General features: G+C 72.1%; 17 protein-coding genes and 1 pseudogene. 6 read left to right on the forward strand and 12 right to left on the reverse strand.

The annotated features are described in order from the left end of the window. Positions 1-114: 114 nt before the first annotated feature. On the reverse strand, positions 115-1,404 hold the full coding sequence (gene urtA / locus ACTZWW_RS08025; RefSeq protein ID WP_444780423.1) for an urea ABC transporter substrate-binding protein: 1,290 nt from the start codon (positions 1,402-1,404) through the stop codon (positions 115-117). Between the two features lie 289 nt (positions 1,405-1,693). On the opposite strand from urtA, the gene ACTZWW_RS08030 reads away from it, so the two are divergent. Continuing rightward, the gene (locus tag ACTZWW_RS08030; RefSeq protein WP_444780424.1) at positions 1,694-2,314 is read left to right on the forward strand and encodes an NADPH-dependent FMN reductase; all 621 of its coding nucleotides are present in this window, start codon (positions 1,694-1,696) and stop codon (positions 2,312-2,314) included. Positions 2,315-2,324: 10 nt separating this feature from the next. Here the strand turns inward: ACTZWW_RS08030 and ACTZWW_RS08035 are convergent, their stop codons facing one another. Continuing rightward, the gene (locus ACTZWW_RS08035) at positions 2,325-3,500 is read right to left on the reverse strand and encodes an amidohydrolase (RefSeq protein WP_444780425.1); all 1,176 of its coding nucleotides are present in this window, start codon (positions 3,498-3,500) and stop codon (positions 2,325-2,327) included. Then, a complete protein-coding gene (locus tag ACTZWW_RS08040; protein ID WP_444780426.1) occupies positions 3,497-5,050 on the reverse strand; it encodes a M81 family metallopeptidase in 1,554 nt (517 codons plus the stop codon). The genes ACTZWW_RS08035 and ACTZWW_RS08040 overlap by 4 nt, the downstream gene beginning before the upstream one ends. A 187-nt stretch (positions 5,051-5,237) precedes the next feature. Between ACTZWW_RS08040 and ACTZWW_RS08045 the strand changes: the two genes are divergently transcribed. The 5 genes from ACTZWW_RS08045 (at position 5,238) to ACTZWW_RS08065 (ending at position 12,457) form a co-directional block, all read left to right on the forward strand. Beyond that, on the forward strand, positions 5,238-6,674 hold the full coding sequence (locus ACTZWW_RS08045; protein ID WP_444780427.1) for an amidase: 1,437 nt from the start codon (positions 5,238-5,240) through the stop codon (positions 6,672-6,674). Between the two features lie 106 nt (positions 6,675-6,780). Continuing rightward, entirely contained in the window at positions 6,781-8,385 is a 1,605-nt protein-coding gene (locus ACTZWW_RS08050) for an ABC transporter substrate-binding protein (protein ID WP_444780428.1), read from the forward strand. A 553-nt stretch (positions 8,386-8,938) separates the two neighbouring features. Beyond that, positions 8,939-9,877, forward strand: a complete 939-nt coding sequence (locus ACTZWW_RS08055) for an ABC transporter permease (RefSeq protein ID WP_444780429.1) — start codon at positions 8,939-8,941, stop codon at positions 9,875-9,877. After that, the gene (locus ACTZWW_RS08060) at positions 9,874-10,794 is read left to right on the forward strand and encodes an ABC transporter permease (protein ID WP_444780430.1); all 921 of its coding nucleotides are present in this window, start codon (positions 9,874-9,876) and stop codon (positions 10,792-10,794) included. Before ACTZWW_RS08055 ends, ACTZWW_RS08060 begins: the two co-directional genes overlap by 4 nt. Before the next feature lie 10 nt (positions 10,795-10,804). Continuing rightward, entirely contained in the window at positions 10,805-12,457 is a 1,653-nt protein-coding gene (locus ACTZWW_RS08065; protein WP_444780431.1) for an ABC transporter ATP-binding protein, read from the forward strand. 10 nt (positions 12,458-12,467) lie between these two features. Here ACTZWW_RS08065 and ACTZWW_RS08070 read toward each other — a convergent pair whose 3' ends face one another. The 9 genes and pseudogenes from ACTZWW_RS08070 to xylF form a co-directional block, all read right to left on the reverse strand. After that, the gene (locus ACTZWW_RS08070; protein ID WP_444780432.1) at positions 12,468-13,979 is read right to left on the reverse strand and encodes an aldehyde dehydrogenase family protein; all 1,512 of its coding nucleotides are present in this window, start codon (positions 13,977-13,979) and stop codon (positions 12,468-12,470) included. After that, positions 13,979-14,377 (reverse strand): NAD-binding protein, encoded by a 399-nt coding sequence (locus ACTZWW_RS08075; protein WP_444780486.1) that lies wholly within the window; start codon positions 14,375-14,377, stop codon positions 13,979-13,981. Before ACTZWW_RS08075 ends, ACTZWW_RS08070 begins: the two co-directional genes overlap by 1 nt. A gap of 3 nt (positions 14,378-14,380) precedes the next feature. Then, positions 14,381-14,836 (reverse strand): annotated as a pseudogene (locus ACTZWW_RS08080) (NAD(P)-dependent oxidoreductase); the annotation flags it as partial. A 111-nt stretch (positions 14,837-14,947) separates the two neighbouring features. Next, complete coding sequence (locus ACTZWW_RS08085; protein WP_444780433.1) at positions 14,948-16,498, reverse strand: cytochrome-c peroxidase; 1,551 nt, start codon at positions 16,496-16,498, stop codon at positions 14,948-14,950. Positions 16,499-16,511: 13 nt separating this feature from the next. Beyond that, positions 16,512-17,813: a xylose isomerase gene (gene xylA / locus ACTZWW_RS08090; protein WP_444780434.1), complete on the reverse strand. Its 1,302-nt coding sequence runs from the start codon at positions 17,811-17,813 to the stop codon at positions 16,512-16,514. Then, a complete protein-coding gene (xylB, locus tag ACTZWW_RS08095) occupies positions 17,813-19,249 on the reverse strand; it encodes a xylulokinase (protein ID WP_444780435.1) in 1,437 nt (478 codons plus the stop codon). Before xylB ends, xylA begins: the two co-directional genes overlap by 1 nt. 45 nt (positions 19,250-19,294) lie before the next feature. Further along, positions 19,295-20,059, reverse strand: coding sequence for an ATP-binding cassette domain-containing protein (locus tag ACTZWW_RS08100; RefSeq protein WP_444780436.1), 765 nt, complete (start codon positions 20,057-20,059; stop codon positions 19,295-19,297). Then, positions 20,059-21,357 (reverse strand): sugar ABC transporter permease, encoded by a 1,299-nt coding sequence (locus ACTZWW_RS08105; RefSeq protein ID WP_444780437.1) that lies wholly within the window; start codon positions 21,355-21,357, stop codon positions 20,059-20,061. The genes ACTZWW_RS08100 and ACTZWW_RS08105 overlap by 1 nt, the downstream gene beginning before the upstream one ends. Before the next feature lie 125 nt (positions 21,358-21,482). After that, complete coding sequence (gene xylF, locus ACTZWW_RS08110) at positions 21,483-22,529, reverse strand: D-xylose ABC transporter substrate-binding protein (RefSeq protein WP_444780438.1); 1,047 nt, start codon at positions 22,527-22,529, stop codon at positions 21,483-21,485. Positions 22,530-22,747: the final 218 nt, after the last annotated feature.

A 22,747-nucleotide genomic window follows, 5' to 3' on the forward strand; every position in this document is an offset into this window, starting at 1 on the left:
TGGGGTAGCGGCGTCGGGGGGAGATGCGCCTTGTGCGCGGCCTTGGGGACGTATGGGGTTGGGGGGGACGGGGCGGGGGCCCCCGTGGCGGGCGCCGCCGCGGTCAGGCGCGGGTCACGCCCCGCCGCACGAGCCGGTTGCGACGTTGAAGTTGCCGCAGCTCATCGGGGCCTGCCAGTCGGACATCAGGTCCTTCGAGCCCTCGAGATGGTCGGACCAGGCGTCGCCCGGGACGAGGCCGGCGGTCTCCCACACGACGGCGAACTGGCCGTCGTCCTGGATCTCGCCGACGAGGACGGGCTTCGTGATGTGGTGGTTGGGCATCATCGCCGAGATGCCGCCGGTGAGGTTGGGGACCGCGACGCCGACCATGGCGTCGATCACGGCGTCGGCATCGGTCGTGCCGGCCGCTTCCACCGCCTTCACCCACATGTTGAAGCCGATGTAATGGGCCTCCATCGGGTCGTTGGTGACGCGGCTCGTGTCGCCGGTGAAGGCGTGCCAGGCCTCGATGAAGGCGCGGTTCTCCGGAGTGTCGACGGACATGAAGTAGTTCCACGCCGCGAGGTGGCCGACGAGCGGGCCGGTGTCGATGCCGGCGAGCTCCTCCTCGCCCACCGAGAAGGCGACGACGGGGATGTCGGTCGCCGCCACGCCCTGGTTGGCGAGCTCGCGGTAGAAGGGCACGTTGGCGTCGCCGTTGATGGTGGAGACCACCGCCGTGCGCTTGCCCTCGCCGCCGAAGCGGCGGATGTCGGAGACGATCGTCTGCCAGTCGGAATGGCCGAAGGGCGTGTAGTTGATCAGGATGTCCTCGGGGGCGACTCCCTTGGCCTGGAGATAGGCCTCGAGGATGCGGTTCGTGGTGCGCGGGTAGACGTAGTCGGTGCCCGCCAGCACCCAGCGCTCGACGCCCTCGACGTCCATCAGGTAGTCGACCGCCGGGATCGCCTGCTGGTTGGGCGCGGCGCCGGTGTAGAACACGTTGCGCTGGCTCTCCTCGCCCTCGTACTGGACGGGGTAGAACAGGATCGAGTTGAGCTCCTCGAAGACCGGCAGCACCGACTTGCGCGACACCGAGGTCCAGCAGCCGAACGTCGCCGCGCAGCCGCCGGTGATCAGCTCGCGCGCCTTCTCGGCGAAGAGCGGCCAGTCGGAGGCGGGGTCGACGACCACCGCCTCGAGCGGGCGCCCGAGCAGGCCGCCCTTGGCGTTCTGCTGCTCGATGAGCATCAGCATGACGTCCTTCAGCGTCGTCTCGGAGATCGCCATCGTCCCCGAGAGCGAGTGCAGCACGCCCACCTTGATCGGCTCGCCCTGGGCGAGCGCGGGCACGCCGCGGAACATGGAGGCGCCGGCGAGCGCCGCGCCGAGGCCGAGCACGTGTCTACGCGTGAAGGTCATGGAAGCCGTCCCCCTGTCGTTGCATTCTAGCGCCGCCCCCCGCGGCGCCTCACCCGCGCCGCGGTGCAAGAGGGAGGCCAGGGCGAATCGCTCCGGGTTTCCCCTAGGGTCGCCGCTGAATCGGGCAGGTTCGCCGTCGACGGTTGCGCACCGGGTGCGCTGTTGCACAGCGAAGCGGCGGCGGGCCGGAGGGAGTGGAGGAGATCGCCGCGCTCACGACAAGGTGTCTTCCGGGCGTCCCCCTCGCCCGCCAGGATGAGCGCGCCGAAGGACGCGCTCGGAGCAGCCCATGACCGCCGACAACCCCGAGACCGACACCGCGCGGGACGACCCGCTGACCATCCTCGTGCTCTACGGCTCGGTGCGCAGCGCGCGCCGCGGCATCGGCCTCGCGCGGCTCCTCGTGCGCGCCGTCGAGGCGCGGGGCCAGCGTGCGCTCCTCGCCGACGCCGCCGAGATCCCGCTGCCGTTCCTCGACCGGATGTACAAGGAGTTCGCGCCGGGCGAGGCGCCCGAGCCGATGGAGCGGCTCGCCGGCATGATCCGCGCGAGCGACGCCGTCGTCGTGGTCTCGGGCGAGTACAATCACGGCATCCCGCCGGCCCTGAAGAACATGCTCGACCACTATCTCGAGGAATGGTTCTTCAAGCCCGCCGGCATCGCCTGCTATTCCGCCGGGCGCTACGGCGGCGTGCGCGCGGCGATGCAGCTGCGCATGACGCTCGCCGAGCTCGGCATGCCGACGATCTCCACGCTGCTGCCGGTACCGCAGGTCCAGGACGCGGTCTCGCTCGAGGGCGAGGATCGCACGCCGTTCCTGGCCAAGGCGCTCGCCAAGTTCCTCGGCGATCTCGAGTTCTGGGCGCTCGCCGCGCGGGCGCGCAAGCGGGAGGCCGGGACGCCGTTCTAGCGCGGGACCCTCACGCGAGCCGCGTGCGCGCGATCCGGTCGAGCAGGCTCGCGCCCACCGGCAGGACCGCGTCGTCGAAGACGTAGCCGGGATTGTGCAGCGGCACGTCGCCACCGTGGCCGACCCAGAGATAGGCGCCCGGCACGGCCCGCAGCATGTCGGCGAAGTCCTCGCTCGCGACGCTCGGCGGGTAGGCGGCGTCGACGCCAGCCTCGCCCACGACGTCCCGCGCCGCCGCCGCCGCGGCCTCGACGGCTTCGGTATCGTTCTCGAGCACCGTGAAGACGTCGCGGATCGAGACCTCGATCTCCGCCGCATAGGCCTGCGCCAGCCCCCGCGCCAACGCCTCCAGCCGCTCGACCAGGACGGTGCGCGTTCCGTCCGAGAAGTAGCGCAGGGTCCCTGCGAGCCGGGCCTCGTCGGGGATGACGTTGTAGGCTGCGCCCGCCGCGATCCGCGTGATCGAGAGAACCGCCGGCTGGAGCGGGTCGACGTCGCGGGCGACGACGCTCTGGGAGGCCTGGGCGAGGGCGGTGGCGACGAGGACGGGATCGCGCGTGTGGTGCGGTATCGCCGCGTGCCCGCCGCGCCCGCGCACGAGGATGTCGAAGAAGCTCGCCCCGGCCATGCCGGCCCCCGGCGTGATGCCGACCGACCCGAGCGGCAGGGCGGGGGCGTTGTGGAGGGCGTAGACCTCGTCGCAGGGGAAGCGTGCGAACAGGCCGTCCGCGAGCATCGCGCGCGCCCCGCCGAGCCCCTCCTCGGCGGGCTGGAAGATCAGCACGACGGTGCCCGCGAAGTCGCGGTCCTGCGCCAGCGCACGCGCGGCGCCGAGCAGCATCGTCGTGTGCCCGTCGTGGCCGCAGCCGTGGAACAGGCCCGGCCGCGTCGAGCGCCAGGGCAGGTTCGTCGCCTCCTCCATCGGCAGCGCGTCCATGTCGGCGCGCAGCCCGATGCTGCGCGTCCCCGGCCGCGCGCCGCGCACGACGCCGACGACGCCGGTGCCGCCGACGCCCTCGTGCACCTCGTCGACGCCCCACTCGCGCAGCAGCGCGGCGACGCGCCCGGCGGTCCGGGTCTCCTCGAAGCCGAGTTCCGGGTGCGCGTGGAAGTCCCGCCTGATCGCGGTGAGCGCATCGGCGAAGCCCGCGATTGCGGGCGGGATCGTCGGGGTCGCGGTGCTCACGGGGCGTCTCCTGTGGACGGGGGCGCGAACACGGGCCCGTTCGGCGCGAGCCGCAGGCCCGGGCGCAGCCGGGTGAAGGGGAGGTCGGCGGGGCTCACCGGCATCGGGCCGGGCGCGGCGGCGACGAGGATCGCGCGCGCGATCGGCGCGAAGTCGGCGCGGAAGTGCACGGAGCTCTTCACGCAGACGATGTCCGCCTCCTCCGGCGCGATGCCGACATAGCGGAACATCGCCCGGTCGGCGGCCTGCGCCTTGTGCGAGGCGACGACGACGCGCACGCCGCCGATGCGCAGCGCCGCGCTCGGGCCGAGCCGCATCGTGGTGCCGCCGTAGTACGGGCCGTCGGCGACGAAGACGCCGTCGGAGAGGCGCTCGACGATCGCCTCCGCCGTGAAGGGCCGATCGCCCGGGAGCCCGCTGCCGGGGAGCGAGAGGCTCATCCGCGCGCCTTCGCCCGCCGCGTGGGCCGCTGCCGCCGCCGCGGGATCGACCATCACGCCGATCGCCGCGCTCGGGACGCCCGCGGCGACGAGCGCGTGCAGCAGGCCCGTCGTGTCGGCGTCGCCGCCCGCGCCCGGATTGTCCTGCGTGTCGGCGATCACCACCGGCCCGCCGCGCTCCGCGACGATGGCGCGGGCCCGCGCCACGGCGGCGTCCGGCGCGAGCGCCTCGCCGGCGAAGGCGTCCTCGGCGGCGAGGAACGCGGTCTCCAGCGCTCGCGCAGCCGCCTCGGCGGTCGCGGCATCGGTCGCGTAGGCGAGGATGCTCGGGCCGCAATCGGGAATGTCGGCGGCGGGAAAGCCCATCATCAGCGACAGCGCCGCCACGGCGGGATCGGCCTCGAGCGCCTCGAGCCCCGCATAGAGCGTGCGTGCCGGCTCGACGAGCGAGCATTGCCAGGGCACCGGCACCAGGAAGGGGAGGGGGCGGAAGACGCGCGCCAGCCGCTCGCCCGCCATCAGCCGCGCGAGGAGGGCCGCCGCGCGCTCGCCCGTCCGCGCCATGTCGACATGGGGATAGGTGCGGTAGGCCACGAGCGCGTCCGCCGTCTCGACGAGGCGTGGGCCGATGTTGCCGTGCAGGTCGAGGCTCGCGACGATCGGCACGTCCGGGCCGACGAGGGCGCGCACCCGCGCGACGATCTCGCCCTCGCCGTCGTCGAGATGCTCGGCGACCATGGCGCCGTGGAGGTCGAGCAGCACGCCGTCGAGGGGGGCCGCCGCCAGCGCGTCCGAGATGCGGGCGCGCAGGCGCTCGGCGATCGCCTCGTAGGCGTCCCGCGTGACGTGGGCCGACGGGCTCGCCGCCGCCCACAGCGTCGACACGATCTCCCAGCCGGCCGCTTCCGCAGCGGCGATCGCCCCGGCCATGCCGACGTTGACGCCGCGCGTCGCCGCGATCGCGTCCGCCCCCTCCGTCAGGGGCGGCCATCCGCCGCCGTGGCGGAAGGCGTCGAGATCCGCCTTCGTCGCCGCGAACGTGTTCGTCTCGTGCATGAAGCCGCCGATGACGACACGCTTCGCTCCGGATCCAGAGGCGACCCCGGTCATCGGCGCGGTACTCCTTCGTGCGTGGCGGATCGCTTCCTCTGAGGCAGGGTAGCGTCGCCGCACCGGCACGTCGATGCCATGGGGTCTGCGCGTGCGCCAATACGCATTCGGTCATGCGCGTATTTCGCCGCGCACCCGGCTCGGTCTAGCCTAGGCTCGCGTGACCGACCGGGCGGAGGGCACCGCGATGGCCGACATCCACGAGATGACCGCAGCCGAGCTGACGGCGGCCTATGCCGCGGGACGCTGCTCGCCGGTGGAGGTCGCCGAGGCGGTCATCGCCCGGCGCGACCGCTTCGAGGGGGCGATCAACGCTTTCGTCCGGGTCGACGACGACGCCGCGATGGAGGCGGCCCGCGCGTCCGAGGCACGCTGGCGTGCCGGCGTGCCGCTGGGCCCCGCCGACGGCGTCCCCGCCACGATGAAGGGCAACGTCGCCGTCGCCAGATGGGAAATGCGGCGCGGCTCGCGGGCGCTGCCACCGACCACGCCCGACTTCGACGCGCCGGCGACGCGTCGCCTGAAGGAGGCCGGCGCCGTCCTCGTCGGCTACACGAGCCTGCCCGAGCTCGGCTGGAAGGGGATGGGCGACAGCCCCGCTCACGGCGTCACGCGAAATCCCTGGGACGTCGCACGCACCTCCGGCGGCTCGTCGGCCGGTGCGGCGGCGGCGGCGGCGCTCGGCATCGGCGTGCTGCACGTCGGGACGGACGGGCTCGGCTCCGTGCGCATCCCCTGCGCCTTCTGCGGGCTCGCCGGCCTCAAGCCGACGTCGGGACGCATCCCCGCCTTTCCCGCCTCCGCGATGGGCGTGCTCGCGATCCTCGGGCCGATGGCGCGCACGGTCGCCGACGTCGCGCTGCTCCTCGAGCTGATGGCGATCCCGGATACGCGCGACACGCTCGCCTCCGCCGAGGCGCCGCCGGCGGCGCGCGCGCTGCTCGGGCGCTCGCTCGCCGGGCTCACGGCCGCGTTCAGCCCCGATCTCGGCTACGCGAAGTTCGTGGACGCGGACGTCGAGGCCGCCTGCCGGGCCGCGCTCGCGCCGCTGGCCGCCGCCGGCGTGCGCGTGAGCGAGGGCGATCCGGGCATCGAGGACGTGCTCGACGTCTGCAACGTCTTCTGGCTCGCCGGTTCTGCGAGCCTGTGGGCGAAGATGCCGCCGGACCGCCGCCACCTGTGCGATCCCGGCTTCGCCGCCTCGGCGCAGGCCGGCGAGCGGCTGCCGGCGTCGGCCTACGTCGACGCGCTCGCGGCGCGCCAGGTCTTCGCCGAGCGCATGCGCCGCTACCACGACGAGGTCGACCTCCTGATCACGCCGACGATGCCCATCGGCGCGCCGACCGTCGACGGCCGCCCCACCGGCCCCGGCGTGCCGGAGCGCTTCGAAGGGCCGTGGAGCGACTGGTCGCCCTTCACCTACCCGTTCAACCTCTCCGGCCAGCCCGCCGCGACCGTGCCCGTCGGGCTCACGCGCGAGGGCCTGCCGATCGGCCTCCAGATCGTCGCGCGCCGCGGCGAGGACGCGCTCGTCCTCGCGGCCGCCGCCGTGGTGGAGGCCGCAGTGAATTTCCCCGCGCTCGATGCGCCGCGGGGGAGTGTCGATGGCGTGCAGCTTGCATGACCATCGTCATCGGATGGGCGATCGGCGCGCTGGGGAGGACATCGCGCAAGTCTCCGATCCGTCTGCGGCTCGTCCGCACACGAACGAACGAAGAGGGGAACCGACGATGACCTTCAAGCTGACCAGGCGCGATCTGCTCGCGGGTGCCGCCGCGACGGCGGGCATGACTGCCTTACCCTTCGGCATGGGGCGCGCGCGGGCCGCGCCGAGCGGGATCCTCAAGGTGATCCCGCACGCCTCGCTGACGATCCTCGATCCGGTGGCGACGACGGGCTACATCGTCCGGAACCACGGCTACCTGATCTACGACACGCTCTTCGCCCAGGACGCGAACCTCGAGGTGAAGCCGCAGATGGCGAGCGGCGTCGAGGTCTCCGCCGACAACCTGACCTACCGCATCTCGCTGCGCGACGGCCTCGCCTGGCACGACGGCAGCCCCGTCACCGCGGAGGACTGCGCGCTCTCGCTGATCCGCTGGGGTCAGGTCGACGGCATGGGCCGGCGGCTGTTCTCCTACATGGAGAGCTGCACGCACGACGGCACCGACACGATCGTGCTGAAGCTCTCGCGTCCCTACGGCCTGGTGCTGCAGTCGATCGGCAAGCTCTCGACGAACGTACCGTTCATGATGCCCAAGCGCTTCGCCGAGAAGCCGACCTCCGAGCGCCTGACGGCGGAGGAGCAGGTGGGCTCCGGGCCGTTCCGCTTCGTGGCGAGCGAGTTCCGCCCCGGCGCGCGCGTCGTCTACGAACGCAACCCGGACTACGTGCCGCGCGACGAGCCCGCGTCCAACGCCGCCGGCGGCAAGGTCGTGCATCTCGAAGGCGTCGAGTGGATCAACTTCCCCGACCCGAACACCCAGCTCAACGCGCTGATGACGGGCGAGGTCGACTACTGGGAGCAGGTGCCCGCCGACCTCGCGCCGATCGTCGCCGGCATGCCGGGGGTGAACGTTGCGAACTTCAACCCGCTCGGCAACGTCGGCATGGCGCGCTTCAACAGCCTGGTCGGCGCGAGCGCGAACCCGGGCGTGCGCAAGGCGATCGTGCGGGCGCTCGACCAGACGGCGCTGCTGCAGGCGGCGGTGGGCTCGCCCGAGTACTTCAAGGAGTGCTACTCGGTCTTCCCCTGCGAGACGACCTTCGCCAACGACGCGGGTGCCGATCTCATCCGCGAGCCTGATCTCGAGGAGGCCAAGCGGCTCCTCGCCGAGAGCGGCTACGACGGCGAGCCCTTCGTCGTCCTGGCGACGACGGACATCCCGGTCCAGACCAACTACATCCAGGTCATCGTCGACACGATGCGCCGCATGGGCATGAACGTCGACGCCCAGGCGATGGACTGGGCGACGGTGCTCCAGCGCCGCGCGAGCAAGAACCCGGTCGAGGACGGCGGCTGGAACATGTTCGTCACCTGGTGGGAGGGCGCGGACGTGCTCGACCCCGTGGTGCAGTTCGCCATGTCGGCGGCGGGTGACGGCGCCTGGGTCGGCTGGGCGCAGGACGACGTCATCGAGGGCCTGCGCACCGAGTTCGCCGAGGCAGGCTCGATCGACGACCAGAAGGAGATCGCGCGCAAGATCCAGTCGCGCTTCTTCGAGCAGAACTTCCACGCCGTGCTGGGCCAGTTCTTCACGCCGACCGGCTACCGCGACAACGTCTCGGGCATCCTCGAGGCGCCGCCGTTCTTCTGGAACATCCAGAAGAGCTGAGGCCATCGGCTCCCCGGCGGCGTGCCGGGGAGCCTCCCGTCCGACCCGGCGAGGCACCGATGCGCACGCCCCGGCACGATCCACGCGAGACGCCGAGGATGGCGCTCCCCTCTCCCGAGAGAGCGTTCTCCCAGAGAGGGGTCGGGGGCGTGGGGCGTCGAGAATGGGCTCGAGGCGGATGCAGGCCTGCAGATCGGTCTCGTCCGCATCGGCGCACGTCGCTCTCTGCCCGACGCCCCACACCCCTAGCCCCTCTCCACGAGGGAGAGGGGAACCGCGTCGCGCCCTCCATCGCACTCCGAGATCGCTCGGAGACGAGGGCGAGGAAGGGCGAGACGCCGATGCCGGCTCTCCCCTCTCCCTCGTGGAGAGGGGCCGGGGGTGTGGGGCGTGCAGGACGTGCGCGCGGTCGATGCAGCGCTGCAATGGCCTTCCGCCACTCTTGGGAAGCGTGCCGCCTCGCCCGACGCCCCACACCCCTTGCCCCTCTCCACGAGGGAGAGGGGAACCACGTCGCGCCCGTCTCGTCTCGCCGCGATAGATGAGGACCCCCATGCCCCTGCTCGTCCTGCAGCGCCTCGTCTCCACGATCCCCGTCCTCCTCATCGTCGCGGTGATCGTCTTCCTGATGCTGCGCGTCTCCGGCGACCCCGCTGCGATCCTCGCCGGCGACACCGCCACGAGCGAGCAGATCGAGGCCGTGCGGCAGGCCTTCGGATTCGACCGGCCGATCTGGGAGCAGTTCCTGACCTGGATCGGGCAGGTGCTCCAGGGCGACCTCGGGGAATCGCTGTTCACGGGGCTCCCCGTGACGACGCTGATCGCCCAGCGCATCGAGCCGACCCTCATGCTGGCGCTGTCCACGATCGTCTTCTCGGTCCTCGTCGCCGTGCCGCTCGGCGTGCTCGCCGCCTGGCGCTCGGGCACCTGGATCGACCGGGCCGTGATGGTCTTCGCGGTGCTCGGCTTCTCCGTGCCGGTCTTCGTGCTCGGCTACGGCTTCATGTACTTCTTCTCGATCCAGCTGCGGCTGCTGCCGGTGCAGGGCTACACGAGCCCCTTCACCGATCTCGGCGCCTTCGCGCAGGGCATCATCCTGCCGACGCTGACGCTCTCGTGCATCTACATCGCGCTGATCGCCCGCATCACCCGCGCGAGCGTGCTCGAGACCTTGAACGAGGACTACATCCGCACCGCCCGCGCCAAGGGCCAGATCGAGCGGATCGTGCTCTTCCGCCACGCGCTGCGCAACGCGGCGGTGCCGATCGTCACCGTCATCGGGCTCGGCGTCGCGCTCCTCATCGGCGGCGTGGTGGTGACGGAGAGCGTCTTCAACATTCCCGGCCTCGGCCGCCTCGTCGTCGACGCCATCACCCGGCGCGACTACCCGATCATCCAGGGGCTGATCCTGTTCTTCGCGCTGATCTACGTGGTGCTGAACCTGATCATCGATCTCGCCTACACCCTGCTCGACCCGAGGATCCGCTATTGACCGCCGTTCTCGACAAGACCGCCGAGGGGGCGATCCCGCCGGGCGACGCGCCGACGCCGGCCCCCGCCGCGCCCGCCTCCGGCCTTTCCGGGACGCTGAAGCGCCAACCGCTCGCGGCGCTCGCCGCGCTCGTCCTCGCGCTCATCGCGCTCGGAGCCGTCTTCGCGCCGCTCGTCGGCACGACCGACCCGACCGCGCTCAATCCGGCGGCGCGCCTCCAGGGCGCCTCGGCGGCACATTGGCTCGGCACCGACCATCTCGGACGCGACATCTGGAGCCGGCTCGTCTACGGCGCGCGCGTCTCCGCCGTCGTCGGCCTGGCGGTGGCGGCGCTCGCGGTCGTGATCGGGCTCGTGATCGGTCTCTTCACCGGCTTCATCCGTTGGCTCGACCCGATCGTCATGCGCATCATGGACGGGCTGATGGCGATCCCGGGCATCCTGCTCGCCATCGCGCTGGTCTCGGTGTCGGGCGCGAGCATCGTCACCGTCATCGCCGCGATCGTGGTGCCGGAAGTCCCGCGCGTGGTGCGCCTCGTGCGCTCGGTCGTGCTCTCCGTCCGCGAGGAGCCCTACGTCGAGGCGGCGGTGTCGGTCGGCACGCCGCTGCCGAAGCTGCTCTGGCGCCACGTGCTCCCCAATTGCGTGCCCCCGCTCATCGTGCAGGCGACCTACGTCGCGGCCTCCGCCATGCTGACCGAGGCGATCCTGTCGTTCCTGGGCGCCGGCACGCCGCCGATCGTGCCCTCCTGGGGCAACATGGTCGCGGAGGGTCGCCTCCTCTTCCAGATCGCGCCGATGAACCTGCTCTATCCCGGCATCGCGCTCGCGATCACCATCCTCGCGGTGAACATCCTGGGCGACGCTTTGCGCGACCGGCTCGACCCGAAGCTCGCCAAGCGCGTCGGCCAACGGTGAGGAGGACCCGATGACCACGCATCAGGGCATGCACGAGGGCTCGGGCCCGGTCCTCTCCATCCGCGACCTCGCGGTCGCGCTCCCCGCCGGCGCCGATCGGCGCTACGCCGTCGAAGGCGTGAGCTTCGACGTCGGCCCCGGCGAGATCGTCTGCGTGGTGGGCGAATCCGGCTCCGGCAAGTCCGTCACCGCCTTCTCGGTCATGGGCCTCCTCGCCAAGGGCGAGCTCCACGCAGAGCGCGGCGAGATCCTGCTCGAGGGCGAGGACGTGCTGAAGGCGACGCCCGAGCGGCTGCGTGACCTGCGCGGCACCCGCATGGCGATGATCTTCCAGGAGCCCGCCACCGCGCTCAACCCGGTGATGACCATCGGCGACCAGATCGACGAGGTGCTCCAGATCCACACGTCCCTCTCCCCGGCCGAGCGGCGGGAGAAGGTGATCGCGATCATGGAGGCGATGCACCTGCCCGATCCGCAGGCGCTCTACGACCGCTACCCGCACCAGCTCTCCGGCGGCCAGCGCCAGCGCGTGATGATCGCCGCCGCGATGGTGCTCGATCCCGTCATCCTCATCGCCGACGAGCCGACGACCGCGCTCGACGTGACGACCCAGGCGCAGATCCTCCAGCTGATCAAGGAGATGCAGGAGCGCCGCCGCACGGGCGTCTTGTTCATCACGCACGATTTCGGCGTCGTCGCCGAGATCGCCGACAAGGTCGTGGTGATGCGCCACGGCGAGATCGTGGAGCAGGGGCCGGCGGCCGAGATATTCGCGAACCCGAAGGTCGACTACACGCGCATGCTGATCTCGTCCGTGCCGAGCCTCGAGCCGCCGACGCGCACGGCGGCCTCGGGCAGCATCGCGGTCGAGACGCGCAAGCTCGCGAAGGGCTACGGCGGCAAGAGCTGGTTCGGCCGCGCCACGCAGCCGGCTTTCCTCGCGGCGAAGGACGTCGACCTCGTCGTGCGCCGTGGCGAGACGCTGGGCGTCGTCGGCGAGAGCGGCTCCGGCAAGTCCACGGTCGCGCGCTGCATCGTGCGCCTCGTCGATCCGACGAGCGGGGCGATCGAGATCGCCGGCGTGGACATCGCCGGCCTCTCCACGCGCGCGCTCACGCCCTACCGCCGGCGCGTGCAGATGGTCTTCCAGGACCCCTACCGCTCGCTCAACCCCCGCCGCACGGTCGGCGCGTCGGTCATGGAGGGGCCTATGAACTTCGGACTGCCCCGCGATGAGGCGCTCGCCCGTGCGCGTCGGCTGATGAGCCTCGTCGGCCTCTCGCCGGACGCGCTCGACCGCTACCCGCACCAGTTCTCGGGCGGGCAGCGCCAGCGCATCGCCATCGCCCGCGCGCTCGCCATGGAGCCCGACGTGCTGATCGCCGACGAGGCGGTCTCGGCGCTCGACGTCTCGGTGCAGAAGCAGGTGCTCGAATTGCTCGACCAGGTGAAGCGCGAGTTCGACCTCGCGCTCCTGTTCATCACCCACGACCTGCGCGTCGCCGCCCAGATCTGCGACCGCATCGCGGTGATGCGCCGGGGCGAGGTGGTGGAGGAAGGCCCGACGCGGGAGCTGTTCCTGAACCCGCGGCACGAATACACGCGCACGCTGCTCGCCGCCGCGCCGGGGCGGCATCTGGGCCCGGCGGTCGCGGCGGAATAGGCGCGCGCCCTCAGCCGGGCGTGCCGGGCGCGTACCCGAACGGGAACACCGGCTGCGCCGCCGTCTCGATCCACAGGCTCTTCGCCTGCGTGTATTCCGCCATCACCTCGGCTCCCGACGAGCGGCCGAAGCCGGAGCCGCGCATGCCGCCGAAGGGAACCTGTACCGAAAGCGTCCGGTAGCCGTTGACCCAGGCCGAACCCGCCCGCAGGCGGCGGGCCACCCGCAGGGCCTTGGCGCCGTCCCGGGACCAGACGGCGCCGGCGAGGTCGAACTCGGTCGCGTTGGCGAGCGCGACCGCCTCCTCCTCGCCCTCGAAGGGGATCACGGCGAGGACCGGGCCGAAGATCTCCTCGCGCGCGATGGCCATCTCCGGCGCGACGTCGGCGAAGATCGTGGGGGCGACGAAGTAGCCGGGGCCCTCGCCGAGCGCCGCCGGTCGCCGTCCGCCCAGGACGAGGCGCGCGCCGGCGTCCCGCGCTGCGGCGATGGCGGCGAGCACGCTCGCGTGCTGGCGCGCGTTCTGCAGCGGCCCGATCTCGGTCGCGGGATCGAGCGGATCGCCGACGCGCAGCTTCGCGGCGCCCTCCGCGAGCCAGCTCAGCACCCGCTCGTAGACGGGCCGCTCGACCAGGAGCCGCGAGCCGGCGGTGCAGCTCTGCCCCGCGGCCGCGAAGATCGCACCCTGCGCGCAGGTGGCGGCGCCGGCGAGATCGGCGTCGGCGAAGACCACCATGGCCGACTTGCCGCCGAGCTCCAGCAGCGACGGCCGCCCGGCGGCGGCGGCGAGCGCCGCGACCCTGCGCCCGCTCGATACCGAGCCGACGAAGACCGCCTTGCCGCAGCGCGGATCCGAGACGAGCGCGGCGCCCGCCGTGTGCCCGAAGCCGGCGACGACGCCGACCGCGCCCGCTGGCACACCCGCCTCGATCAGGAGGCGCCCCAGCATCAGCGAGGTGACGGGCGTCCATTCCGAGGGCTTGAGGATCGCGGCGTTGCCGGCGGCGAGCGCCGGCGCGAGCTGCCAGCCGGCGGTGAAGAGCGGGGCGTTCCAGGGCGTGATCTGCACGATCGTGCCGAGCGGCTCGGGCGTGACGAGGGTCAGGTGCCCCGAGGCGACGGGGACGACACGGCCCTCGATCTTGTCCGCGAAGCCCGCATAGTACCGGAACATCTCCGCCACGCGCCCGGCCTCCGCCCGCGCGTCGCGGATCGGCTTGCCGGCGACGAGCGCCTCGACCTCGGCGAGCGCGCCGGCGTCGCGCGCGACGAGGTCGGCTGCCCGCATCAGGATCTCGCCGCGCTTCGAGGCCGCGAGCGCGCGCCACGCGCCGCCGCCACGCTCCGCGACGGCGTGCGCGCGGTCCGCGACGTCCGCGCCGGCGTCCGCGTAGGTCGCGAGCGGCTCCTCGGTGGCGGGACACACGAGCCCGATCGGCGCGCCCGCGCCCGGCACGATCTCCCCGTCGATCAGGCTGCCGATCGGCCCGGCCCAGTGCTTCGCCAGGATGTCCGCGCGCATCACGCCTCTCCCCGTCCGAGATCGACCAGCCGGTTGAAGTCCGCCGCCGCGCCGGTGCGTGCCTCGCCGGCCGCGACCGTCTGGGCGACGGCCTGCGAGAGCGGCCCGAGCGCCCCGACCGCCTCGCCCAGCGCGCGGGCGAGGCGCACGTCCTTCGCCATCAGCCCCATGGTGAAGCCGCTGTCGTAGGTGCCGGAGAGCACCCAGGTCGGCAGGTTCGTCTCGATGGCCGCCGAGCGTCCCGAGCCGGCGGCGAGCACCGCGGCGAGCGCCCGAGGGTCGATCCCGGCCGCCTCGCCGAGCGCCAGCGCCTCTCCGGCGAGCAGGAGATGCGCCGAGCAGAGCAGGTTGTTGACGAGCTTCGCCACGTTCCCCGCGCCGGGCCCGCCGCAGCGCACGACCTGCCGCGTCAGCGGCGCGAGCAGCGCCTCGGCGCGCTCGAGATCCGCGTCCGTCCCGCCGAGCATGGCCAGGAGCCGCCCCTCGGCGGCGCCCTTCGCCCCGCCCGAGACCGGCGCGTCGACGAAGGCGACGCCCCGCTCCGCGGCGCGGGCCTGGAGCGCGCGCGTCGAGAGCGGGTCGGCGGTCGACGTGTCGACGACGAGGAGGCCCGGCGCGGCCGCCGCGAGCACGCCCTCCATCACGGCCTCGACGGCGGGGCTGTCGGGGAGCGACAGGAGGAGAGCGTCGGACCCCGCGACCAGCCCCGCGAGGTCCGCCGCCGGCGTCACCCCCGCCGCGCGCCGGTCCGGATCGCGGTCGAGCCCGGCGACCGCGTGCCCCGCGGCGGCGAGCCGCTCCGCCATCGGCCGCCCCATCGCACCGAGCCCGATCGATCCGATCCGCATGCCGTCCTCCCTCGCGCCGCGCCACGCGGGAGCGAGCGTAGCAGAGAGCGTGCCGCTGGCGGCGCGATCGCATGCGCTGTCCGGATCGGGAGCGGTGCACGAGGGGAGGGAAAGACCCGCCTACCGATCCACCGGCAGCCCGCTCGGCACGCGCTCGGGGATGCCCAGCCGGCCGGCTATCGCGGCCTCGTCGGTGAGGCTGTCGAGGAAGGCGAGGAGGGCGGCGAGCTCGTCGTCGTCCAACGCCCGCCCGGGACGGGCCGCGGCGGCGGCGGCGGCGATCGCGGCGGTCTCCGTGAGGTCCTCCAGCGCGGCGAAGTCCGGCTTCGCCGGCCCGAACGCGGGGAGCGTGGCGTCGGGCGCGTAGGTCGCGAGACCGGCCGCCGGGTCGGCGTGGAAGCGCAGGAAGCCGGCGAGATCCGAATGCCCGCCCGCATGCCCCCACGGCCCGGTGCGCGCGACGTTGCGCAGGGAGGGCGTGCGGAAGGCGTAGGCGTCGGCGGGGTCGTTCGTCACGCGCATGCGGCCGACGTCGCGGGCATGGCTCTCGAAGCGCTCGGCCTTGCCGGGGCCGAGCTGCGGCGCGCCCATGGCGTGGAAGCCGTGGTCGGTCTGGAACGGCCCGGCATGGCAGGCGGCACAGCCGGCCTCGCCGTAGAACAGCGCCATGCCGGCCTGCGCCGGCGCGGGAAGCGTCGCCTCGCCGCGCAGGTGCGCGTCGAAGGGCGAGGCGTCCGAGCGCCATTCGATCTCGATGAAAGCGCCGATGGCGTTCGAGATATCGGTGAAGGCGATGGCGCGCCCCGCGGCGATCTTCGGATAGGCGGCTTCGAACAGGGTCCGGTATTCCGGGATCGCCGCGACCCGCTCGGAGATCAGGTCCCAGGCCCCGCCCTCGCCGGTGATCAGGCCCTGGCGCACCGCGCGCGAAATCTCGTTCTCGGAATAATGCCCGGCCATCTCGTCCGGGGAGAGCACGGGGAACATGGTCTGCGCCGACAGCAGCGTGTCGAACCCCGCCACCATCTCGTCCTCGAGCGGCGTGCGCAGGCCGGAGGGACGGGAGGGGTCCTCCTCGATGCGCCCGTCGTGGAACATGACGGTGAACTCTCGCGCGCCGAGGTTGAACAAGGCCGGGGCGTTTCTCGGGATGCGCTGCTCGGGCGGGTTCTCCGGGTCGACGGCCCGTTCCGGCCCGAGCCCGAGACCGCCTTCGCCCATGCCCAGCGAGAGCCCGTCCGAGGTCGCGAATTTCGGGTGATGGCAGGTGCCGCAGGAGATGTTGCGGTTGCCCGAGAGGATCGGGTCCCAGAAGAGCAGCCGGCCGAGCTCGGCCTCCCCGCGGTCGACGGGGCGGTAGTCGGCGTCGGTGGGGGCCGAGGGAAGCTCGATCGGGAGGTCGAGGGCGGCCGCCGGGGTGGCGAGGAGAAGGGCGAGGGCGGCGATGCTCCCTCCTTCCCTGTAGGGGAAGGTGGACCGACTCGAAGCGGCGGGACGGATGGGGCACGCCGCAGGCGTGTTCCGCGCAGCGGAAATCGGACGTTCCTGCGGCGTCGAGCCCTTCACCGCGTCGGCTTCGCCGAACGCGCCTTCGGCGCGCCCCATCCGTCTCGGCTTCGCCGAGCCACCTTTCCCTACGGGGAAGGAGAGCGCATCACGGCTTTCGTCCATCCCCGTACCCTCCTCACACGAAGCGGTTCACCCAGTTCTCCAGCCGCTCCTGGCGGCCCGAGCGCGGCTGCGGGTCGAGGCCCTGCGCCTCCACCCGCGCGGCGATCGACGCGAGGTCGGAGGACAGCATCGCCTTCGCGTCGGGCGCGTCCCAGCCGGCGTAGCGCTCGGCGCGCAGGCGCTCGAGCCCGCCGTCCTCGAGCATCGCAGCGGCGGCGATCAGCCCCCGCGCGCAGACGTCCATGCCGCCGACATGGGCCGCGACGAGGTCGACGGGGTCGAGCGACTGGCGGCGCAGCTTGGCGTCGAAGTTCGTGCCGCCCGTGGTGAAGCCCCCGGCGCGCAGGATCTCGTAGTAGGCGAGCGCCACCTCGGATGCGTTGTTCGGGAACTGGTCCGTGTCCCAGCCCGACTGGTAGTCGTTCCGGTTCATGTCGATCGAGCCGAAGATGCCGAGGCTCGCCGCGACTGCGATCTCGTGCTCGAAGGAATGGCCGGCGAGGATGGCATGGCCCTGCTCGATGTTGACCTTCACCTCGTTCTCGAGCCCGAAGCGCTTCAGGAAGCCGTAGACGGTCGCGACGTCGTAGTCGTACTGGTGCTTCGTCGGCTCCTGGGGCTTGGGCTCGATCAGGATTGTACCGGGAAAGCCGATCTCGTGCTTGTAGTCGACGACCATCGACAGGAACCGCCCCGCCTGCTCGCTTTCGCGGCCGAGATCGGTGTTGAGCAGCGTCTCGTAGCCCTCGCGCCCGCCCCAGAGCACGTAGTTCTGCCCGCCGAGCCGGTGGGTCGCGTCCATGCAAGACTTCACCGTCGCGGCGGCGTAGGCGAACACGTCCGGGTCGGGGTTGGTCGCCGCACCCGCCATGAAGCGGCGGTGCGAGAACAGGTTCGCCGTGCCCCAGAGGAGCTTCGTCTTGGAGCCCTCCATCTTGGCGGCGAAGTAGTCGACGATCTCCTCGAGGTTCCGCCGGCTCTCGGCGAAGGTGGCGCCCTCGGGGCGCACGTCCGCGTCGTGGAAGCAGAAGAAGGGGACGTTCAGGATCTCGAACAGGCGGAAGGCCACGTCGGCCTTGAGCTTCGCGGCCGCCATTCCATCGGAGAACCACGGCCGCTCGAAGGTCTGGCCGCCGAACGGGTCGCCGCCCGGCCAGGCGAAGGAGTGCCAGTAGGCCACCGCGAAGCGCAGGTGGTCCTCGAGCCGCTTGCCCATCACGACCCGATCCGGGTCGTACCAGCGGTAGGCGAGCTCGGCGTCGCTGTCGGGCCCGGCGTAGCGGATCTTGTCGATCCCGGCGAAGAAGTCGGTCATCAGAAGCTCCCGATGGCTCGCGCGGCGGCGCGGTAGCGCGCATGCGCGTCGTCGTAGGCGGCGGTGAGATCGGCGTCCGGCGCGATGCGCCGGGCGATCGGCGGAGGGCCGGCGATCTCGGGTCCGGCCCCGGTCGCGGCCATCAGCGCGAGGCGGGCGGCGCCGAAGGCCGCGCCGAAATCGCCGGCGGCGGGGACGTCGACGGGCACGTCGAGCGCGGTGGCGATCGTCGCCAGCCAGGTCTCGGAGCGGCTGCCGCCGCCGAGCGCGATCAGGCGCTCGATGCGGGTGCCCGTCGCGGCCAGCGCGTCGCGGCAGTCCCTCAGTGCGAAGGTGACGCCGTCGAGGACGGCTCGGGTGCCGGCCTCGCCGTCGGTCTCGTGCTCGAGGCCGAGGAAGGCGCCGCGGATGCCGGCATCGTTGAGCGGCGTGCGCTCCCCGCCGAGATAGGGCAGGAACAACGTGCGCCCCGGCGCCTTCGGCGCGCCGAGCCCGGCGGTGAGGGTGGCGGCATCCGCGCCGACGAGGCGGGCGTACCAGTTGAGCGCATCCGTCGCCGCGAGGATGACGCCCATCTGGTGCCAGGCGTTCGGCAGCGCGTGGCAGAACGTGTGGACCGCGGTCTCGGGCGCCGGCGCGTAGCCTTCGGCGGCCGCGAAGAGCACGCCCGACGTGCCGAGCGAGACGAAGGCCTCGCCGGCCCGCACCACGCCCGCACCGACGCCCGACGCCGCATTGTCCCCGCCGCCGCCGGCCACGACGACGCCCTCGCCGAGCCCCCAGCGCGCGGCGAGCGCGGGACGAAGCCGTCCCGAGACCTCCGAGCCCTCGACGAGGCGGGGCATGTGGGCGCGCGACAGGCCCGTCGCCGCGAGGAGGTCGTCCGCCCAGTCGCGCGCGCCGGTGTCGAGCCAGCTCGTGCCGGCGGCGTCCGACATCTCGGCGACGTGCTCGCCGGTGAGCCAGAGGCGCAGGTAGTCCTTCGGCAGGAGCACCTTGGCGACCTTGTCGAACACGTCCGGCTCGTGCCGCGCGACCCAGGCGAGCTTGGGCGCCGTGAAGCCGGGAAAGACGATGTTGCCCGTCGTCGCCCGGAAGCGCGGGTCGGCGTCGAGGGCGGCGGCCTCCGCGTGCGAGCGCCCGTCGTTCCACAGGATGCAGGGGCGCAGCACCTCGTCGGCGGTGTCGAGCAGCGTCGCGCCGTGCATCTGGCCCGAAAGGCCGATGCCGCGCACGTCCGAGAGCCCCCGCGCGGCGAGCGCGTCCATCACGCTCTCGGCGGCGGCGAGCCAGTCGGTCGGGTTCTGCTCGGACCAGCCCTCGTGGGGGCGCGACACCGCGAGCGGCGCCGTCGCCTCGGCGAGGACGGCCTGATCCGCGCCGACGAGGACGCCCTTGAGCCCGGACGTGCCGAGATCGAGCCCGATGACCTGCATGGTTGCGCCGCCTCTCCGTGCCGCCGGTTCCCGTCGCGTCGCCGCTCAGGCGGCGAGATGCTCGGGGCGCTTGCCCGCGATGATCATGCCGAGCAGGTCGTCCTCGGTGACGTCCGCGACGTTCACGATGCCGACGAGCGCGCCGTTCTTCATCACGGCGGCGCGGTCGCAGAGTTCCTTGACCTGATGGATGTCGTGATCGATCAGGAAGATGCCGAGACCCTGGCGCTTGAGCTCGTCGATGAGCTCGGCCACCATCCGCGTCTCCTGCGGACCGAGCGCCGCGGTGGGCTCGTCCATGATCAGGATCTTGGCGTTGAAGTAGACCGCCCGCGCGATGGCGACCGACTGGCGCTGGCCGCCGGACAGCGCCGAGACCGGCGCGGAGAACTTGCGGAAGTTGGGGTTGAGCCGGCCCATGATCTTGCGCGTCTCGCCCTCCATCTGCGCCTCGTCGATCATGCCGATGGCGTTCGTCAGCTCGCGGCCGAGGAAGAGGTTGGCGGATGCGTCGAGATTGTCGGCGAGCGCCAGCGTCTGGTAGATCGTCTCGATGTTGTGCCGGCGCGCGTCGCGCGGGTTGTTGATCTCGACCTTCTCGCCATTGATCCGGATCTCGCCGGAATCCATCCGGTAGGCGCCCGACAGGCACTTGATCAGCGTCGACTTGCCGGCGCCGTTGTGGCCGAGCAGCCCCACGACCTCGCCGGGGTAGAGGTCGACGGTGACGTGGTCGACCGCCTTGACGCCGCCGAAGGCGAGCGAGATGTCGCGCATCTCGACGAGGGGCGTTCCGCGTGTCCCGCTCATCACTTCCCTCCCGTGCGCTTGCGATAGAGGATGTCGACGAGCACGGCGACGACGAGCACCATGCCCACGACGATGTTCTGGAAGGGCGCATCGACGCCCACCATCGCCATGCCGGACTGGAGCGACTGCATGATCAGCGCCCCGAGGATGGCCCCGTAGATCGTGCCGACGCCGCCCGAGAGGGCGGTGCCGCCGATCACGGCGGCGGCGATGACGCGCAGCTCGTCGAGGGTGCCGATGTCGTTCGTGTGGTTCGTCAGGCGCGCCGAGGCGACCACCGCCGAGAGCGCGCACAGGAAGCCCATCAGCGCGAACACCTTGACGGTCAGCATGCGCGTGTTGATGCCCGACAGCTCGGCGGCGTCCGGGTTGCCGCCGGTGGCGAAGACGTAGCGGCCGAAGCGGGTCTTGCGCGCGACCGTGGTGAGGATCGCGGCGAGGATGAACAGCATCAGCACCGAGATCGGGATGCCGTAGCCCTGGCTGAAGCCCTCCGGCAACACCTCGCCGCGCGCCTCGAACATGCGCTCGAGCCGGCCCGACGGGATCTCGTAGGCGACGAGCAGCGCCACGAAGCCGAAGATCGCCACCGCGATCAGCAGGGCGGTCGCGCCCTCGGCCCAGAACGGCTTCACCGGCATCTCGTGGGCGACCTTGTTGCGCCGCGACGCGACGAGCGCCCACAGCGCCGCGACCGTGGCGACCAGCGCGAAGGCCCACGACAGGGTCTCGCCGAGCGTGCCGTTGATGCCGCCGAAGAGGAGGTAGGTCTCGTTCAACGGCCCGATCGTCTGGCCGCTCGTCAGGTACCAGGCGACGTTGCGCCATACGAGAAGACCGCCGAGCGTCACGATGAAGGCGGGGATCAAGAGGTAGCCGACGAGCCAGCCCTGGAAGGCGCCGATGGCGGTGCCGGTCATCAGGCCGATGAGGATGGCGAGGGCCGCGACCATCGGGCTGTCGAGCCCCACCCCGAGCAGATCCGGCAGGATCGCGGTCTGCGCCATCGCCATGACCGCCGAGCAGGTGGCCAGCAGCGAGCCGACCGAGAGGTCGATGTGGCGCGTGACGATGATGAAGACCATGCCCGTCGCCATGATGGCCACGGAGACGGTCTGGATCGTCAGGTTGAAGATGTTGCGCGGGGTGAGGAAGCGCCCGTCCGTCACGAAGTTGAAGGCGAGGCACAGCACCACGAAGGCGCCGATCATGCCGAGCAGGCGCGTATCGATCTCGAGCGCTGCGAAGACGCTCCTCTTCTTCGGCGTCGCGGGGGCCTGGGCGGTGGCGGCGGTCATGGGCGCGTCCTTCGCGGAGGGGCCTCTCTATCGTCGACGGTCGCGCCCGCGCGGCCCGGGCCGAAGGCGCCCCGCCGGAGCGGGACGCCTCGCGGGGGGGGCCGCGCGGAGCGGGAGGTCGCGGGTCAGTTGCAGGGGGCCGGGCCGTTCTCGACGCCCTGGCAGAGCGCCTCCTGCGTGATCCAGCCCGCATCCACGACGGCCGAGAGGTTGTCCTGCGTGATCGGCATGGGCTCGAGGAACTTCGCCCACAGGGTCGTGCCGGCCGGCGAGGTCCACTCCTGGGCGCCCTCGACGGCGGACATCTCGGTGCCCTGCGCCATGGCGACCGCGATCTCGCCGGCCTCGCGGCCGAGGTCGCGCGCGTCCTTCCAGACGGAGACCGTCTGCGTGCCCTTGGCGATGCGGTTGAGGGCGGCATGGTCGCCGTCCTGGCCCGACACCGGCACCGTGCCGTCGAGACCCTGGGCGGTCAGCGCCGCGACGGCGCCGCCGGCGGTGCCGTCGTTCGAGGCGACGACCGCGTCGACCTCGTTGTTCTGCGCGGTGAGGATCTGCTCCATGTTGCGCTGGGCGTTGGCGGGGAGCCACTGGTCGGTGTAGGCCTCGCCGACGATGGTGATGCGCCCGGCGTCGATCGCCTCCTGCAGCACCTCCTGCTGGCCGCCGCGGAGGAAGTCCGCGTTCGGGTCCGTGGGCGAGCCCTTGATCATGACGTAGTTGCCCTCGGGCTGGGCCTCCAGCACCGCGCGGGCCTGCATGCGCCCGACCTCGACGTTGTCGAAGGTCAGGTAGAAGGCGCGGGGGTCCTCGATGAGGCGGTCGTAGCCGACGACCGGGATGCCCTCGTCGGCGGCGGCCTGCACGGCCGGGCCGATCGCCTGCGAGTCCTGCGCCAGGATGATGAGCGCGTCGACGCCCTGGGCGATCAGGCTCTCGATGTCGGAGAGCTGCTTGGCCGAGGACGACTGGGCGTCGGCCGAGACGTACTCGGCACCGGCTGCCTCGAGCGCGGCGCGGATGGCGGCCTCGTCGGTCTTCCAGCGCTCCTCCTGGAAGTTCGACCAGCTCACGCCGACGGTGATCGGGTCCTGGGCGTGAGCGGCTCCGGCGAAGCCGACCGCGGCGACCGCGGCCATGAGCACGAACTTGGTGGGTGCGAACTTGCGCATCGCGTTTCCTCCCGTAGCGCGCGACCCTTGCCGGGCCGCGTCCGGCCTTGCGCCGTGCCGTGCAGACTGTCGCGGATAATTTCAGTTGTCAAAATAAAAATGACGATCCATCGTGTTCTACCTTAGACGAAAAGAGCGAGATTTTCCCGCACTGCACAAAAATCGTTACAAACGCCCAGAATGTAGCGGTTGGCGACAAGGCTTTAGTTCAGGAGGAG

Source organism: Salinarimonas sp. NSM, assembly GCF_052380005.1.
Lineage (GTDB): Bacteria > Pseudomonadota > Alphaproteobacteria > Rhizobiales > Beijerinckiaceae > Salinarimonas.